Annotated in this window: 15 protein-coding genes; 5 read left to right on the plus strand and 10 right to left on the minus strand. The window is 61.8% G+C overall.

Going from position 1 to position 15,832, the window contains the following annotated elements:
* Window positions 1–473 precede the first annotated feature (473 nt).
* A complete protein-coding gene (locus ACK59L_RS12475; RefSeq protein ID WP_058602881.1) occupies window positions 474–1,670 on the minus strand; it encodes a class I SAM-dependent rRNA methyltransferase in 1,197 nt (398 codons plus the stop codon).
* Between the two features lie 66 nt (window positions 1,671–1,736).
* The gene (locus ACK59L_RS12480; protein ID WP_409273910.1) at window positions 1,737–2,273 is read right to left on the minus strand and encodes a type 1 glutamine amidotransferase domain-containing protein; all 537 of its coding nucleotides are present in this window, start codon (window positions 2,271–2,273) and stop codon (window positions 1,737–1,739) included.
* A 190-nt stretch (window positions 2,274–2,463) separates the two neighbouring features.
* On the opposite strand from ACK59L_RS12480, the gene ACK59L_RS12485 reads away from it, so the two are divergent.
* Complete coding sequence (locus ACK59L_RS12485; protein WP_178091246.1) at window positions 2,464–3,282, plus strand: HDOD domain-containing protein; 819 nt, start codon at window positions 2,464–2,466, stop codon at window positions 3,280–3,282.
* Window positions 3,283–3,285: 3 nt separating this feature from the next.
* Window positions 3,286–4,098: a bifunctional DNA-formamidopyrimidine glycosylase/DNA-(apurinic or apyrimidinic site) lyase gene (gene mutM, locus ACK59L_RS12490; RefSeq protein WP_058602884.1), complete on the plus strand. Its 813-nt coding sequence runs from the start codon at window positions 3,286–3,288 to the stop codon at window positions 4,096–4,098.
* A 67-nt stretch (window positions 4,099–4,165) separates the two neighbouring features.
* Here mutM and ACK59L_RS12495 read toward each other — a convergent pair whose 3' ends face one another.
* Together ACK59L_RS12495 and coaD are read right to left on the minus strand one after the other, a co-directional pair.
* Window positions 4,166–4,417 carry a YfhL family 4Fe-4S dicluster ferredoxin gene (locus tag ACK59L_RS12495; protein WP_058602885.1) on the minus strand — a complete coding sequence of 84 codons (252 nt, stop codon included), beginning with the start codon at window positions 4,415–4,417 and terminating at the stop codon, window positions 4,166–4,168.
* 109 nt (window positions 4,418–4,526) lie between these two features.
* Window positions 4,527–5,006, minus strand: a complete 480-nt coding sequence (gene coaD, locus ACK59L_RS12500) for a pantetheine-phosphate adenylyltransferase (protein WP_023532462.1) — start codon at window positions 5,004–5,006, stop codon at window positions 4,527–4,529.
* A 199-nt stretch (window positions 5,007–5,205) separates the two neighbouring features.
* Between coaD and ACK59L_RS12505 the strand changes: the two genes are divergently transcribed.
* Window positions 5,206–5,871 (plus strand): TetR/AcrR family transcriptional regulator, encoded by a 666-nt coding sequence (locus ACK59L_RS12505; protein ID WP_409273913.1) that lies wholly within the window; start codon window positions 5,206–5,208, stop codon window positions 5,869–5,871.
* A gap of 37 nt (window positions 5,872–5,908) precedes the next feature.
* Window positions 5,909–6,766, plus strand: a complete 858-nt coding sequence (locus ACK59L_RS12510) for a sulfurtransferase (protein ID WP_409273915.1) — start codon at window positions 5,909–5,911, stop codon at window positions 6,764–6,766.
* On the opposite strand, the gene ACK59L_RS12515 is transcribed toward ACK59L_RS12510, so the two are convergent.
* The 6 genes from ACK59L_RS12515 to ACK59L_RS12540 form a co-directional block, all read right to left on the minus strand.
* A complete protein-coding gene (locus tag ACK59L_RS12515; protein WP_409273916.1) occupies window positions 6,760–7,767 on the minus strand; it encodes a hydrolase in 1,008 nt (335 codons plus the stop codon). The two genes, ACK59L_RS12510 and ACK59L_RS12515, sit on opposite strands and share 7 nt — an antisense overlap.
* An 87-nt stretch (window positions 7,768–7,854) precedes the next feature.
* Entirely contained in the window at window positions 7,855–9,255 is a 1,401-nt protein-coding gene (locus ACK59L_RS12520) for a M16 family metallopeptidase (protein WP_409273917.1), read from the minus strand.
* Window positions 9,252–10,595: a M16 family metallopeptidase gene (locus ACK59L_RS12525; RefSeq protein WP_409273919.1), complete on the minus strand. Its 1,344-nt coding sequence runs from the start codon at window positions 10,593–10,595 to the stop codon at window positions 9,252–9,254. Before ACK59L_RS12525 ends, ACK59L_RS12520 begins: the two co-directional genes overlap by 4 nt.
* A 70-nt stretch (window positions 10,596–10,665) precedes the next feature.
* Entirely contained in the window at window positions 10,666–11,268 is a 603-nt protein-coding gene (gene rsmD, locus ACK59L_RS12530) for a 16S rRNA (guanine(966)-N(2))-methyltransferase RsmD (RefSeq protein ID WP_058602891.1), read from the minus strand.
* Window positions 11,268–12,758, minus strand: coding sequence for a M16 family metallopeptidase (locus ACK59L_RS12535; RefSeq protein ID WP_409273921.1), 1,491 nt, complete (start codon window positions 12,756–12,758; stop codon window positions 11,268–11,270). The genes rsmD and ACK59L_RS12535 overlap by 1 nt, the downstream gene beginning before the upstream one ends.
* Entirely contained in the window at window positions 12,751–14,106 is a 1,356-nt protein-coding gene (locus tag ACK59L_RS12540) for a pitrilysin family protein (protein WP_058602893.1), read from the minus strand. Before ACK59L_RS12540 ends, ACK59L_RS12535 begins: the two co-directional genes overlap by 8 nt.
* 230 nt (window positions 14,107–14,336) lie before the next feature.
* Between ACK59L_RS12540 and ftsY the strand changes: the two genes are divergently transcribed.
* Window positions 14,337–15,830, plus strand: a complete 1,494-nt coding sequence (ftsY, locus tag ACK59L_RS12545; protein WP_196134744.1) for a signal recognition particle-docking protein FtsY — start codon at window positions 14,337–14,339, stop codon at window positions 15,828–15,830.
* Window positions 15,831–15,832: the final 2 nt, after the last annotated feature.

The following is a 15,832-nucleotide window of genomic DNA, read 5'->3' on the forward strand; positions in this document are numbered from 1 at the left end:
TGCGTCCAAGGCGTGAGTGGGGTCGTATCGTGAAATATCTAAGGGGAGTGCATGAATTCGTCTGAGAAATGCTCGATTCACAATGTACTGTTTGTGATTCTTGAAATTCCAGAGCACCAGATTGGATTCATGAGGAAAAATAAAAAAATACGGGCTGATTTTCATATTTTCTCTCCTTAAGCCAGGGCGCAGTAATAGACTGCGCCCTGGCTTCTCCCATTATTTTGGCGCTACAACGTGGTTGCGGTTTTCAGTCTTTTTGGATTCAAGTTGAACTTCTTTCATTGTTTTTTCTCCTGTTTGTCGCGGGGTTGCGACACTTTCGAGCCTAGCAGGTAGGTCAACATGTGCTATCTTATTCATGCTGAGAAATTTCCGATGTAGTTGTGGGAAAAGTTACTCAGGATGATGCATCTGAAACAATCCACGAAAAAAAACCGGCTTTCGCCGGTTTTTTCAGAAGTTCCATAGTGTCAGCTGTTAGGCAGCAACCGGCAGGTGATGCTCTTGATGTAGCGAGTTTCACCAATCGCCGGATGCACCGGATGGTCAGGGCCCTGACCACCGCGCTCGAGCAACTGCATATTGCGGTCCAGGTGACGGGCACTGGTCAGCAGGATGTTGTGCAGGTCGTCTTCGGGCAGGTGCATCGAGCAAGAAGCACTGACCAGAATGCCGTCCTTGTTCAGCATGCGCATGGCCTGCTCGTTGAGCCTGCGGTAAGCCGCCTCGCCGTTCTTCAGGTCTTTCTTGCGCTTGATGAAGGCGGGCGGGTCGGCAATGATCACGTCGAAGCGCTCCTCGGCTGCCTTGAGTTCGCGCAAGGCTTCGAAGACGTCGCCCTCGACGCAGGTCAGCTTCTCACCAATGCCGTTGAGCGCGGCGTTGCGTTCAACGCCATCCAGGGCAAAGCCCGAGGCATCGACGCAGAACACTTCGCTGGCGCCGAAGGCACCCGCCTGCACACCCCAACCGCCGATGTAGCTGAACAGGTCGAGTACGCGTTTGCCCTGAACGTAGGGGGCCAGGCGTGCACGGTTCATGCGGTGGTCATAGAACCAGCCGGTTTTCTGGCCCTCACGGACCGGGGCTTCGAAACGCACACCGTTCTCTTCCAGCGGAACCCAATCCGGGACTTCACCGTAAACGGTTTCGACATAGCGCTGCAGGCCTTCGGCATCACGGGCTGCCGAATCGTTCTTGAACAGGATGCCGCTTGGCTTGAGTACCTGGACCAGCGCCGCGATCACCTCATCCTTGTGCGCTTCCATGGTTGCCGACGCCAGTTGCACCACCAGGATGTCGAAGAAGCGATCGACGACTAGCCCCGGCAGCCAATCGGAATCGCCATAGACGAGGCGATAGCACGGCTTGTCGAACAGGCGCTCGCGCAGTGACAAGGCCACGTTCAGGCGGTGCACCAGCAGCGACTTGTCCAGTGGCAGCTTGACGTCGCGTGACAGCAAGCGGGCGCAGATCAGGTTATTGGGGCTCAGGGCAACGATGCCCAGTGGCTTGCCGTTGGCGGCTTCGAGCACGGCTTGCTGGCCGGCCTGCAAGCCTTGCAGCGGGGTGGCGGCAACGTCTACCTCGTTGCTGTAGACCCACAGATGACCCGCGCGCAGGCGGCGGTCGGCATTGGCTTTGAGGCGAAGGCTGGGCAGGGACATGACGTCGCTCCGGAAAAAAGAGCGGGAGTATAACCCCTACCCAACCTTAATGCTGAGCGCCAGCTGTCAGGACGACAGGGCCTGGATCAGTGCCTTGTTGAAGGCAGGGATGTCATCGGGCTGGCGGCTGCTGATCAGGTTCCCGTCAACCACCACTTCTTCGTCGACCCACTCGGCGCCAGCGTTGCGCAGGTCATCCTGCAGGGTCTTGAAGCTGGTCATGCGCTTGCTCTGGGTCAAGCCGCTCGAAATCAGCAACCAGCCGCCGTGGCAGATCACGGCAATCGGTTTGCCGGCCGCGTCATGGCTTTTGACGATTTTCTGCGCGCCCTCAACCAGGCGGATGGTGTCCGAGTTCTGTACGCCGCCTGGCAGGACCACGGCATCGTAGAGTTCGCTGGCGCTGTCGAAGGTGCCGTCGACCTTGAATTCGTCCGCGGGCTCGTCGTGGTTCCAGCCGCGTACCGTGCCTTGCTTCTCGCTCAGCACGTGCACCTGGGCGCCCGCCTGCTGCAGGGCGTCACGCGGGCCTGTCAATTCCACCTGCTCGAAGCCATCAGTCACCAGGATAGCCACGCGCTTGCCGTTCAGTTCAGTACCCATGGGCCTTGCTCCTTTACTCGATGAATATGAGAAACAGGCCCACCCGCGCTCATGAAAGTTCAAGTTCACTGATCCAGCGGTTAGTTCTGTGGGGTGCATCGCGGTAGAATCGGCAGTCCCATACGAGTGTGCACGCATGTCCCAAGAACTCACCGCCGAACAGATCCAGCAAGCCTTGCAAGGCATCACCATTCCGCCGCAGCCGCAGATCATGGTCGATTTGCAGTTCGAGCAGTACATGCCTGACCCGGACCTGGAAACCATCGCCAAACTGATCGCTCAGGACCCTGGGTTGTCGGGGGCCTTGCTCAAGCTGGTCAACTCGGCGCACTTTGGCCTGTCCAACAAGATTGGCTCGATCCAGCGTGCGGTGAATTTGCTGGGTAGTCGTTCGATCATCAACCTGATCAACGCGCAGTCGATCAAGGGTGAAATGAGCGATGAAACCATCGTCACCCTCAACCGGTTCTGGGATACCGCGCAGGATGTGGCGATGACCTGCCTGACGCTGGCCAAGCGCACGGGTATCCAGCCCGCCGACGAAGCCTATACCCTCGGGCTGTTCCACGATTGCGGCGTTCCGCTGATGCTCAAGCGCTTCCCCACGTACATGGATGTGCTCGAAGAGGCCTATGCAAAAACCAACGAGCAGACCCGCGTGGTGGACACCGAGAACCGCGCCTTCAACACCAATCATGCTGTCGTCGGCTATTTCACGGCCAAGTCCTGGCGCCTGCCCGAACACCTGACCGGCGCCATCGCCAACCACCACAACGCGCTGGCAGTGTTTCGCGATGACAGCGCCCGCAACAACCAAAGCCAGATGAAAAACCTGTTGGCGGTGCTCAAGATGGCCGAGCACATCTGTGCCTCCTACCGGGTATTGGGCAACCAGACGGTGGATCAGGAATGGAACGTAGTGGGGCCGCTGGTGCTCGATTACATAGGCTTGTCGGAATACGACTTCGATAACCTCAAACAGAACATCCGAGAACTAGGTGGGCACTGATACATGCCTGAGTTACCCGAGGTAGAGACCACCCGGCGCGGCATTGCACCGCATGTCGAAGGTCAGCGCGTCAGCCGCGTGGTCGTGCGTGACCGCCGCCTGCGCTGGCCGATCCCGGAAGACCTGGACGTGCGGCTCTCCGGGCAACGCATCGTCACGGTCGAGCGCCGGGCCAAGTACCTGCTGATCAATGCCGAAGTAGGGACCCTGATCAGCCACTTGGGCATGTCGGGCAATCTACGGCTGGTGGAGGCGGGCTTGCCGGCTGGCAAGCATGAGCACGTGGACATCGAGCTCGAATCCGGTCTGATGCTGCGCTACACCGACCCGCGCCGCTTTGGCGCCATGCTCTGGAGCCAGGACCCGCTCAATCATGCGTTGCTGCTGCGACTTGGCCCCGAGCCACTGACCGACCTGTTTGACGGTGAGCGACTGTTCCAGCTGTCCCGCGGTCGGTCGATGGCGGTCAAGCCCTTCATCATGGACAACGCCGTGGTCGTTGGCGTAGGCAACATCTATGCGACCGAAGCGCTGTTCGCTGCCGGCATCGATCCGCGCCGCGCGGCCGGTGGCATTTCGCGGGCGCGTTACCTGAAGCTGGCCATCGAGATCAAGCGCGTGCTGGCGGCCGCCATCGAGCTGGGCGGCACCACGCTGCGCGATTTCATCGGCGGTGACGGCCAGCCAGGGTATTTCCAGCAGACACTGTTCGCCTACGGGCGCGGCGGCTTGCCCTGCAAGGTATGTAGCACCGAACTGCGGGATGTGAAGCTGGGTCAACGCGCCAGCGTGTTCTGCCCGCGCTGCCAGCGCTGAGGCCTTGCGCGCTTCGGGATGATCGCCACGGAGGAGCAAGGCGCGGGCATGCCGATGGCCGGCAGCGTCAGGCCTTGCCGGTGATCTTCAGGTACTTGGCCATCAGTTGCTCTTGGCTTTCCGGGTGCGCCTCATCCAGCGGGATGCAGTCGACCGGGCAGACCTGTTGGCACTGCGGCTCGTCGTAATGGCCCACGCACTGGGTGCACAGGTTGGGGTCGATCACGTAGATCTCTTCGCCTTGGGAGATGGCCTCGTTGGGGCACTCGGGTTCGCAGACGTCGCAGTTGATGCAATCGTCGGTGATGATCAGGGACATGGGGGCTCCGGCCGGGGCTCAGCGCCCGGGCATGTTCAACGCAATGGGCACAATTGTGCCGCATTCGCGCCTGCAGTGCACGCAAGCGCGACGATCTGGAACAACGGCTTTATTTCTTGAAGCGTTCAGTCAGCGCATCGGCCACGGCCGGGTGCACAAATTTGCTGATATCGCCCCCCAGTGCGGCGATTTCGCGAACCAGGGTCGACGAGATGAACGAGTACCGCTCTGACGGCGTAAGAAACAGGCTCTCGACGTCGGGGGCCAGTTGACGGTTCATGTTCGCCAGCTGGAACTCGTATTCGAAGTCCGACACTGCACGCAAACCACGAAGGAACACATTGGCACCTTGCTCCTTGGCGAAATGCGCCAGCAGCGAGGAAAAGCCGATGACTTCGACATTGGGCAGGTGCCTGGTGACCTCACGGGCCAGCTCCACGCGTTGTTCCAGCGGGAACAAAGGGTTTTTCTTGGGGCTGGCGGCCACTGCAATGATCACGGTGTCGAACAGCCGCGAGGCGCGCTCGACCAGATCGCCATGGCCTTTGGTAATGGGGTCGAAAGTACCCGGGTACAACACTCGGTTCATCGCGTCATCCTGGCTGGAGTGCGTTGGGGAGTCGGATGGTAGCGCAGCGACTGCGCCCGGCCAAGTCATGCGGCCGGCCAAGGCACTATACTTTGGGCCAGCCGATGGTGCGAGGGCGCAGCGCTTGGGTACCGTGCAAGACCTTGGCAATACCTCGTACCATGGCGGTTTTCACTGCTCCGTATACAGGAAGCTGGACATGGCCCGGCCCATCAAGACCCGCGAGAGAATCGTCCAGAGCAGCCTCGAGTTGTTCAATCAGTCGGGCGAGCGCAGCGTCAGCACCAACCATATCGCGGCGCACCTGGGCATCTCGCCCGGCAATCTGTATTACCACTTCCCCAACAAGCAGGCGATTATTGCGGTTTTGTTCGGCCAGTACGAAGCGCACGTAGACAGCTTTCTGCGCCCGCCGCAGGGGCGCCCGCTGGCGGTGCAGGACAAGCGGTTCTACTTGCAGGAGCTGCTGGCTGCGATGTGGAACTACCGTTTTCTGCACCGCGATCTGGAGCATCTGCTGGGCAGCGATGCTGAGCTGGCAGCCCGTTATCGGCGCTTCTCCGGACGCTGCATGCGTCAGGGCAAGGCCATTTACCGCGGTTTCGTCGAGGCGGGTATCCTGGCGATGACCCCCGCGCAGCAGGAGTCGCTGACCATCAACGCCTGGATCGTGCTCACCTCATGGGTGCGCTTTCTCAGCACGACCCGGGAGCATGCAGCGCACCTGGGTGAAGAAGCGTTCAAGCGGGGCGTGTATCAGGTGCTGGCCCTTGAGCTGGGGTTCGTCACCGAGCCTGCGCGCAAAGCGGTGCAAGCCTTGTGCAGCGAGTTTCACGTACCGTTCATTCAGGCGCTTGAGCACTAGCGCCAGGGCCTGGGATTACATCGATCAGGAGATTGTCATGTCACTTGCGCAGTTGATCACCCCGCAGCAGTTGGCTGAGCGGCTGGATTCACCAAACCTTGTCATTCTCGACTGTCGCTTCGCCCTTGAGGATGTGGATTACGGTCAGCGCAGTTACGCCCTGGGTCATATCGCAGGGGCGCATTTTGCCGACCTTGAACGAGACTTCAGCGGATCGGTCAGCAAGGGAGTGACAGGGCGTCACCCGCTGCCCGATCCAGAAAAGCTGGTAGCCCGCCTGCGCGAATGGGGCGTGGATAACGAGAGCGAAGTGGTGCTGTACGACGACGGTACCGGCGCCTATGCCGCGCGAGGCTGGTGGCTGCTGGCCTGGCTGGGCAAACGCAGTGGCGTTGCCCTCCTGGACGGCGGCCTGACCGCCTGGCACGCCGCGCACCTGCCATTGAGCCTGGACCCTCCGGCCCGGCGCGAAGGCAACTTCAGCGGCCAGCCCGATGATGCGATGTTGATCGATGCCGATGGCCTGGATCAGCGCCTGGGCAGCGCAGACCTGACCCTGCTGGATGCGCGCGCATTGCCACGTTTTCGTGGCGACATGGAACCCATCGACCCAGTGGCAGGGCATATCCCTGGAGCACGCTGCGCCGCTTTCACCGAAAACCTTGGCAGCGATGGCCGTTTTCTGCCGCCCGAGCAACTCAGACAACGTTTCGAGCAGCAACTGCAGGGGCGTGCGCCTGAGCAGCTGGTTGCGTACTGTGGTTCGGGGGTAACGGCGTGTCATAACCTGTTCGCGTTGGCGTTGGCAGGCTACCCGCTCGGCAAACTGTATGCAGGCTCATGGAGTGAATGGATCACCCGCCCTGAGCATGCAGTGGCAACGGGCGATCAGTAAGCCGTCCTCTGCATACCTTCGCGCAACCACTGCGGAATCCGGCGCTCCAGGTAATAGCTCGGTTTTCGCAGGCTGCCGTCGACGAACCCGACGTGGCCGCCATGGGCGTGCAACTCCAGCTCGGTCCCTGGGGCCAGTTCGTTTGCCGTTGGTAAGCTCAGGGGCGAGACGAAGGGGTCGTCGCTGGCCTGGATGATCAGGGTCCGGGTACGGTTCTGGCCCAGGTAGAAGCCACTTGAAGCGCGACGATAATAGTCGTGCACATTCTCAAAACCGTTCAGCGGTGCAGTGACTCTGGCGTCGAAATCCCAGAACGTGCGCAAGCCGCGCAGTGGCCCGAGCTGCTCCAGCTTCGCCAGACGTTCTGGGTGGCCCTGGTCTTTGAACAAGCGCTGCTTGATCTGCACGTAGGCCAGCATCTCGCGCATGAAATGTGCCTGGTACACCTTCGAAAACCCTAGGCCGATACGATCGGCACACTGGTCCAGGCGAAAAGGCACGGAGACAGCAACTGCTGCCTGCAACTGGCTGTCGTCACCCTGTTCGCCCAGGTATTTAAGCAGGACATTGCCTCCCAGGGAGTAGCCGACCGCGTACAGGGGGGCCAGGGGCCTTTTGGCGCGCAAGTGGCTGATGATTTCAGCCAGATCCTCGCTGGCGCCAGAGTGGTAGCTGCGCGGCAGCAGGTTCGGCTCCCCAGAACAGCCCCGCCAGTTCGCTGCGACGCTGGCCCAGCCCAGTGCGTGCAGCGCCTGTTGCAGGCCTTTGACATAGGGTGAGCCCGATGACCCCGTCAACCCATGAAGCACTAGCACCAGCGGCGCATGGGGCTGGTGCGGGCCATGCCAGTCGAGGTCGATGAAATCCCCGTCTGCCAGCCAGATGCGTTCGCGGTCGCGTTGCAGCGCCGGGATTTTGCGCCAGAGGGGACCCCACAATGTTTGCAGATGGGGGTTGGAAAGGCCTTTGGCAGGATGAAACAGGGCGCTGGAGCTTGGCATGCTGGGTAACTCGTGATGTGCCCGGCTAGAGTGCCATGAAACAGCGCCTGTATCAGCTCTCACTGACTCGCCTGTGCTCCTGCTCGCCTATCGCTGTGCTGGCTCCGGCGTAGGCAAGGGAGACTGCTCGGCGTCGGGGCCGAGGGTGACGAATACCTGAGGTGCGTTGCGCCACCACACCTGCGCCACTTCACGAAGGTGGGCAGGGGTCAATGAAGCAAGCCTGTCCAGATGGGTGGTCAGGTAATCGGCGGGCAGGCCCTGATGACTGTGCGTGGCCAATGTAGCTGCCAGCTTTGCGCTGTCGGCCAGCTCCCGGTGCAGCCGAGCAGCGATCTGGTTGACGGCCATGTCGCACTCCACCTGAGTTGGTCCAAATTCATGGAGGCAATCCAGCATGCCTGCGACCAGGGCATGTGAAGCTTCCCGGTATTGCGGGGCGACGTCCCAGTGTACGTGCAACAGTGTTCCCGCATCCAAGTGCCTCAGTTTGGTAGTGACCGTATAGGTCAGCCCTCGCACATGGCGCAGTTCCTGAGGCAAGCGCGCCTCGTGGTTGCCGCCAAGAATCTCGGTCAGCAACTCCAGTGCAGCATAGACCGGGGCGCTGGGTAGTACCGGGACGGCCACGGTAAGCATTGCCTGAGTTGCACTGCCAGGGTGCGCAATATGGCGTGACAGAGGCGACTGCTCACCTAGCATAGACGGTGGTTGCGCTGCCCACTGCTGCGGCAAATCACGTATCAGGTCATTGACCAGCTGTTCCGCCTCGTCCCGGCTCAGGTCGCCGACCAGTCCTATAGCGAGGTTACTGGCCGAGTAAGCCTTTGCATGAAAGGCCCGCACCTGATCAGTGGTCAAGGGGCCGATGATCGCTGCATCGGCGTGCGAAGCGTACGGATGGCCGCTGAATACATGACCGGTGGTCGTATTGATCAGGCGTACCAGCGGGTTGAGGTTTTGCCGGCCTTGGTAGAGCGCTATTCGATCACGTATCTTCGCCACGTCCTCTGCGCGAAACGCTGGGCGGGCCAGCATCTGCGCCAGCGTTTGCGAAACAGCTCGCAGCAAGCCGGGTGTGCTTAGGCACCTTAGCGTGATCGTGGCTTTGTCTTCGCTCAACGAGCGTCCCACGATGGCGCCCCTTGCAGCCATGTGCTCGGCAAACTGCGCCGCACTGAGGGTTTCGGTACCCTGATCAAGGCTGTAGAGCGTCAGCGCAGCCAGCCCTGGGTGATCGCCATCAAGAGCACTACCTGCCCGGAATCGCAGCACCAGATCAATCATGGGCCGATCGTGCGCAGCTATGAAACTGACCTTCGTACCTTGCGCCGTCTCCCATCGCTCAGCCGTGGCCAGGAGGGCAGGAGGCTGGTCAAGCTCGACCGTTTGGGTCGAGGTCAGCCTTGCCATCGCTTGACGCGCAGCATCGATGGCAGGCCCCTGGCACAGCACAGGTGCTGGGTGGCGTATCTGATCGTCGGTCATGCTTGCGCTCCTGGTAAAAGAGAGGTGGTGGTCAGCCGCTCACGTCCCAGATAAGTGCGCGCTACCTGCTGCACCTGAGCACTATCGATGATCGAGATCAGGCGTGCATGTTCGTCGATCAGGGTTGCTGGCTGCCCTGTCGCGGCCATGGCGCCGATTTGTGAGGCTTGGGCCATTGGGCTGTCGAGAGAGAAAAGCTGGCGGGCGAGCAATCGCAGTTTTATCCGCTGCAACTGCTCGTCGGACAAGGCTTCGGTATGCAGGCGTGCTATCTGCTCGTAGATAGCATCAGCAGCTTGTTCGAGGGTCGCATTCAGCGTGTTCACATAGGCTGAGAAGGTGATTACGGTGTCGCCACGTACGAGGGGGTCATAGGTTGCGGCAACGCCTGTCAGCAGACCCCGGCCCCTGACAAGTTCGGCATACAACCAAGCGCTGGAGCCCTCGGCCAGTACTTCACAGATCAGTTCGAGGGTCTTGCTCGTGAGTGCATTGATGGCTGTGGCACAGCTGGGGACGTTGAAGGACATCAACAGACCATGGCTAAGCCCCGGCAAGCTGACGGTCTGGCTGCGTTCAGCCAATGGCGCGTCCGAGCGAGGAAAAGGCGAGTCTGTCAGCTGGCCGCGCTCCACGTGCGCGAAGTACGTTTCGACCTGCTGTTTCAACGTTTCCAGTTCTACGTTGCCCACCACGACGAGCGTGGCGTTGTTAGGCCGGTAATGGCTGATGTACCACTGCCGCAGCGTTGGAAGGTCGATGCTTTGTAGATCCATCGCCGAGCCGAAGCTTGGGGCCGCATACGGGCTGCTGCCGTGAGCCAAGGCCAAGTGACGGTCGTAGGCTTGCTGGACGGGCTGGGCGTCCACCTTCAGGCGTCGTTCGTCAGCGATTGCCTTGGCGCCTCGTGCCAACTCGGGCAACCCGAATGTGGCTGTGTCCATGGCATCTGCCAACAGTTCGAGCGCAACGGGCAGGCGCGATGCAGGCAGCAGCATGTCGAAAGAGGTGGCGTCGAGGTGAGTACTGGCATTGGCCTGCCCTGCAAGACGAGCAACGACTTTGGCGTACTGCCCAGGCTCCAGCTTGCGGCTGCCTTCGAAGATGACGTGTTCGAGCAAGTGCGAGAGGTTGGACTGCCCTGCCGGCTCATGGCGGGTACCGACGTTGTACCAGAGCTGGACGGCGGCGAGGGCATTTCGGCTCTGCTGCCTCAGGTAGACGGACAGACCGTTTTCAAGCGTGAAATGCTGGATAGGGGAGGGGCTGGCGCTTGCAAGAGAGGCAAGCGCCGCCGAGACATCATCGGCCAGTGAAGGCGCAGAGAGTGATACGGTCATGCTGAGGTGCTCGGGTGGCTAGAGACCCGAGCAGCATCAGTCAATGCAAGACCTGGCCTGCGCTATATAACTAGCCCCGTTGCCACAGCGCGTAGTGCACCTGTCCGGTTTTTTTCTCCCGGTGCAGGCGCCAGTTGGCAGGCAATTGCAAGGTCGATGGAGCCGCTTCGCTCTCGGTGTATACCCATGCTTGCTCGCTCAGCCACTGGTGCTGTTCAAGCAGATTGCAGGTGTCTGCCAGCAACTGTTGATGGAAGGGTGGATCCAGGAACACCAGGTCGAACTGCTTTTTTGCAGGGCCTTGCAGATAACGCAAGGCATCGGTCTGCAGGATCTGCCCCCGTGGGCAGCGCAGGAGCTCGAGGTTGTTCTTGAGGTTGGCGATGGCCGCAGGGTTGCTGTCCAGCGCCACGGCGTCCTCCGCCCCGCGCGATAGGGCCTCCAGCACCAATGCTCCGCTGCCGGTGAAGGCATCGAGCACGTGCGCGCCCTCGATGTAGGGTGCCAGCCAGTTGAAAACCGTCTCGCGTACCCGGTCAGGCGTAGGGCGCAAGCCCTCGCCGTCGGGCACGGCCAGTCGACGGCTGCGCCATTGGCCCGCGATGATGCGCAGGTGGCCCTGGCCCTTGCTCTGGCCCGGTTGCTGGCGGGCGGGAGGGTTGGATCTTGGCATTAGTGCTCCGGTACCCCGAGCGGTTGCCCGGAGGGTTTATCAGTGGGGGCTGGCAGTGGCTTCTGCGGCACCTTCGGGCCAACCGTGACGATGACCAGCTTGTCGGCAGACAGGTGCTTGTTCATGGCGTCTTTAACTTGTTCGACGGTCAGGGCCTGGGACTGCTGCATGAAGTCTTCCAGCCAGCTCAATGGCAGGTTGTAGAAGCCGATGGCGCCCAGTTGGCCGACGATGCTGGCATTGCTGGCATTGGAGAGCGGGAAGCTTCCGGCCAACTCGCGCTTGGCATCGTCCAGTTCTTGCTGGGTAGGACCGCTGCGCAGGTAGTCGGCCAGAATACCCTGAACCAGCCTCAATGTCCCTTCGCTGAGCTCGGCGCGGGTTTGCAGGTTGATCATGAACGGGCCGCGCACTTGCATTGGGCTGAAGGCCGAATAGACACCGTAGGTCAGGCCGCGCTTTTCCCGCACCTCGCTCATCAGCCGCGTCCCGAACGCGCCGCCACCGAGGATCTGATTGCCCAGTGACAGGGCTGGCCAATCCTTGTCCTGGCGATCGATACCCAGCTCTGCGAGCATCAGGTGGGTCTGCTGAGACGGAAACTCGATGTGGGTGAAGCCTGCCTTGGGCTCCGTCGGTTGGGCTGGAGCAGGCAAGGCCGGGCCTTTGGGCAGGCCGGCTGAAACCTGCGCGGCAATTGCCTCGGCTTCGCTGCGGTTCAGGTCACCCACCAGTGCGATGACGGCATTGCCAGGCGTGTAGGCCTTGGCGTGAAACGCTCGCAACTGCTCCAGGGTAATGCCAGTGATGCTTTGCGGTGTTCCATCGCTGGGATGCGCATAAGGGTGTTCGCCGTACAGGTTGGCGAACAGCGTCTTGCCTGCGAGCTTGCCGGGGTTCTGCTTGTCGTATTCGAAGCCGGCCAGCATCTGGTTCTTGAGCCGTTTGAGCGCATCCTCCGGGAAGGTGGGCTTGCCTGTGACTTCGGTAAACAGCTTCAAGGCCTGGTCGCGCTTGTCCTTGGCACTGAGGCTACGTAGCGAGGCGACGGCCATGTCGCGGTACGAGCCGTTACCGAAATCTGCGCCCAGGCCCTCGAAGCCCTGGGCGATGGCCGTCACATCCTTGCCCTGTACGCCTTCGTTGAGCATGGCGTTGGTCAGCGCCGCCAGGCCTGGTGTGTCACCGTCCTGGCTGCTGCCGGCAGCGAAGGTCACGCGCAGGTCGAACATCGGAAGCTCGCGGGCCTCGACGAACAGCACCCGCGCGCCTTCAGCCGTGTTCCAGTGCTGGATGTTCAACTGGCGGGTGGTGGGCGCCTTGCCGTCAAGCTCGGCCAGGGACTGTAGAGTGTTGGCCTGCCGGGCTTGTGCATTGCCAGCCTTGGCAGCGTCCTGGGCCAGTGCCGGTACGGCCAGCGCAGCCGTCAATGCCCAGGTACAGATACCCGTAGCCAGCCAGTGGGGGCGGTGCAAGCGACGGTCACTCATGAGCGGACTCCTCAGGCAGAACATGGGCAACGCTCAGGCGTTCGCGGGTGAAATAGGTACGGGCAGCTTGCTGGATGTCCTGAGGAGTAACGCGCTTGAGTTCGTCCAGCTCGCTGTCGATCAGCTTCCAGGACAGCCCGACGGTTTCCAGCTGGCCGATGGTGGTTGCCTGACTGCTGATTGAGTCGCGGTCATACACCAGCCCGGCGATGACCTGGGCGCGCACGCGCTCGAGCTCTTCTGCCGTGGGCGGAGTAGTCTTGAGTTCATCCAGCAGTTGCCAGATGCCCTTTTCCACGTCTGCCAGGGTTTTTTGCTTCTGCACGTTGGGTGTGGCTGAAATGAGGAACAGGCTGTCGCCGCGCGTGAAGGCGTTGTAGCTGGACGAGGCGCCGGCCACCAGTTCCTGCCCGCGCTCCAGTCGTGCGGGCATGCGTGCGCTGTAGCCGCCGTCGAGCAAGGCCGAGATCAGACGTAAGGCATGCACCGTGCGAGGGTCCTTGGCCGTGGGCAGGCCGGGTACGTTGAAGCCGTAGATCAGGCTTGGCAGCTGGGTGCGCACGTGCAGGGTCAACTGACGCTGGCCGGGCTCAGCCAGCTCCAGCGGCAGCTTGGCCGCAGGTGTGTCCCGGCGAGGGATAGCGCCGAAGTACTTCTGGGCCAGGCCCTTGACTTCCTCGGCGGTGACATCGCCCACCACCACGAGCGTGGCGTTGTTGGGCGCGTACCAGGAGGTGTACCAGTGGCGCAGCTCCTCGACCTTCATGCGCTCCAGATCGGCCATCCAGCCGATGGTCGGGGTGTGGTAGCCACTGGCCGGGTAGGCCATGGCCCGAAACAGCTCGAACGCCTTGGCATTGGGCTGGTCATCGGTGCGCAGGCGGCGCTCTTCCTTGATGACCTCGATTTCACGGCTGAACTCGTCGGCTGGCAGCCGCAGGCTGGCCAGCCGATCGGCCTCCAGCTCGAAGGCAACCGGCAAGCGATCACGCGCCAGCACCTGGTAGTAGGCGGTGTAGTCGTCGCTGGTGAACGCGTTCTCTTCGGCGCCCAGGTCCCGCAGGATACGCGAGGCTTCGCCGGGGCCGACCTTGGCACTGCCCTTGAACATCATGTGCTCGAGCGCATGGGAAAGGCCGGTCTGGCCAGGCGTCTCGTAGCTGGAGCCGACCTTGTACCAGATTTGCGAGACCACCACTGGCGCGCGATGGTCTTCGCGCACGACCACTTTGAGGCCGTTATCCAGGATGAATTCGTGAGTGGGTTGCACATCGGCGGCGAAGGCCGCAAGCGGGAGGCACAGCGTGCCGAGCAACAGGCCAGCGGCGCGGCGGGCTAGAGCATTCATACGGTGTTTAACCTGTTCGGCGGCCCGCTGGGTTTAGCGTCGGCAGGCCAGGAGGTGCTAGGATACTGATCCGGTTGCCTGGCGACCATGCCTGTCGCCGTTCTGGCCTGCAGGACATCAAGACAAAACGTTGCGCATGAACCAGCCGGCTTCTAGATAGTCTGTTCTGCGTAGAAAGAATTCCTGATGCGCCCTAGCGGGCCATCGCTACCCTGAGATAGCCGTCTTCCATGTTTGGTTCCAACGACGACAAAAAAGCGCCGGCCGAGGCTGGCGAGAAGAAAGGCCTGTTCGGCTGGTTCCGCAAGAAGCCGCAGCCACCTGCGCAAGCGGACGTGCCGGCGGAAAAATCCCCAGCTGTCGAAGCGCCCGCACCAGCTGATTCCGAGCGAGCGGAGGTGCCTGCGCCGCTGGACGAGCACGCCGCTGCGGCCCCGGTCGTTGCGCCGCGTGCGGAGCCTATACCCCCTGCTCCCGTGACGGCTGAGCCCTTGCCAGAGGTCGCCGTGCCCGAGGCACCGGCGCCGGTAGTCGATCCTGCACCGCACGTGCCCGCCCCTGTTCAAGCGGCCGCGCCTGAAGCCGAAATCCCTGCCCCCGTGAGCAACCTGGTGCTGCCGGTTGCAGAAGAACCCGTGGCGCTGGTGCCCGATCTGCAAGCCAAGGCGCCACCGGTCATTCCTGATCGCCCGGCGCCTGCGCCAGCGGTCCAGCCCATTGCAGAGCCGGCCAAGGTCGATCTGCACGTCGAGGCCGAGGCCGCCCCGCCCGTCGAGGCCGCCCAGGCCGAGCCTGTGAAAGCAGGCTTTTTCGCCCGCCTCAAGCAGGGGTTGTCGAAAACCAGCGCCAGCATTGGCGAAGGCATGGCCAGCCTGTTCCTGGGCAAGAAAGTCATCGACGACGACTTGCTCGACGAGATCGAGACTCGCCTGCTGACCGCCGACGTCGGGGTGGAGGCCACGTCCACCATCGTTCAGAACCTGACGCAGAAGGTGGCTCGCAAGCAGCTGGCCGACGCCGATGCGCTGTACAAGTCCTTGCAGGAAGAGCTGGCTGCGTTGCTCAGGCCTGTCGAGCAGCCGCTGGTCGTGGCGGCGCAGAACAAGCCTTATGTGATCCTGGTGGTAGGCGTCAATGGCGCCGGCAAGACCACCACCATCGGCAAGCTGGCCAAGAAGCTGCAAATGGAAGGCAAGAAAGTGATGCTCGCTGCAGGCGACACCTTCCGGGCCGCGGCGGTCGAGCAATTGCAGGTGTGGGGTGAGCGTAACCGCATCCCGGTGATCGCGCAGCACACCGGCGCCGACTCCGCTTCGGTGATCTTCGACGCGGTGCAGGCAGCCAAGGCCAGGGGCGTGGATGTGCTGATCGCCGATACCGCCGGGCGCCTGCACACCAAGGACAACCTGATGGAGGAGCTGAAGAAGGTCCGTCGCGTCATCGGCAAGCTCGATCCCGATGCACCGCACGAAGTGCTGCTGGTGCTCGACGCCGGTACTGGCCAGAACGCCATCAGCCAGGCCAAGTATTTCCACCAGAGCGTGGAGCTGACCGGCCTTGCGCTCACCAAGCTCGACGGTACCGCCAAGGGGGGTGTCATCTTCGCCCTGGCCAAGCAATTCAAGCTGCCTATCCGGTTCATCGGTGTTGGTGAAGGGATCGATGACCTGCGCACCTTCGAGGCCGAGCCGTTCGTCAAGGCCCTGTTCGCCGAGCGAGACTGACC

The organism is Pseudomonas sp. KCJK9111, from assembly GCF_046231935.1.
Classification (GTDB): Bacteria; Pseudomonadota; Gammaproteobacteria; order Pseudomonadales; family Pseudomonadaceae; genus Aquipseudomonas; species Aquipseudomonas parafulva_B.

Excerpts from the sequence above, each read along its gene's own strand:
- rsmD (WP_058602891.1), bottom strand. The coding sequence starts at position 11,268 with ATGCCAAGATCCAACCCTCCCGCCCGCCAGCAACCGGGCCAGAGCAAG.
- ACK59L_RS12520 (WP_409273917.1), bottom strand. The coding sequence starts at position 9,255 with ATGACCGACGATCAGATACGCCACCCAGCACCTGTGCTGTGCCAGGGG.
- ACK59L_RS12480 (WP_409273910.1), bottom strand. The coding sequence starts at position 2,273 with ATGGGTACTGAACTGAACGGCAAGCGCGTGGCTATCCTGGTGACTGAT.
- ACK59L_RS12505 (WP_409273913.1), top strand. The coding sequence starts at position 5,206 with ATGGCCCGGCCCATCAAGACCCGCGAGAGAATCGTCCAGAGCAGCCTC.
- ACK59L_RS12540 (WP_058602893.1), bottom strand. The coding sequence starts at position 14,106 with ATGAATGCTCTAGCCCGCCGCGCCGCTGGCCTGTTGCTCGGCACGCTG.
- ACK59L_RS12510 (WP_409273915.1), top strand. The coding sequence starts at position 5,909 with ATGTCACTTGCGCAGTTGATCACCCCGCAGCAGTTGGCTGAGCGGCTG.
- ACK59L_RS12525 (WP_409273919.1), bottom strand. The coding sequence starts at position 10,595 with ATGACCGTATCACTCTCTGCGCCTTCACTGGCCGATGATGTCTCGGCG.
- coaD (WP_023532462.1), bottom strand. The coding sequence starts at position 5,006 with ATGAACCGAGTGTTGTACCCGGGTACTTTCGACCCCATTACCAAAGGC.
- ftsY (WP_196134744.1), top strand. The coding sequence starts at position 14,337 with ATGTTTGGTTCCAACGACGACAAAAAAGCGCCGGCCGAGGCTGGCGAG.
- ACK59L_RS12535 (WP_409273921.1), bottom strand. The coding sequence starts at position 12,758 with ATGAGTGACCGTCGCTTGCACCGCCCCCACTGGCTGGCTACGGGTATC.
- mutM (WP_058602884.1), top strand. The coding sequence starts at position 3,286 with ATGCCTGAGTTACCCGAGGTAGAGACCACCCGGCGCGGCATTGCACCG.
- ACK59L_RS12475 (WP_058602881.1), bottom strand. The coding sequence starts at position 1,670 with ATGTCCCTGCCCAGCCTTCGCCTCAAAGCCAATGCCGACCGCCGCCTG.
- ACK59L_RS12515 (WP_409273916.1), bottom strand. The coding sequence starts at position 7,767 with ATGCCAAGCTCCAGCGCCCTGTTTCATCCTGCCAAAGGCCTTTCCAAC.
- ACK59L_RS12495 (WP_058602885.1), bottom strand. The coding sequence starts at position 4,417 with ATGTCCCTGATCATCACCGACGATTGCATCAACTGCGACGTCTGCGAA.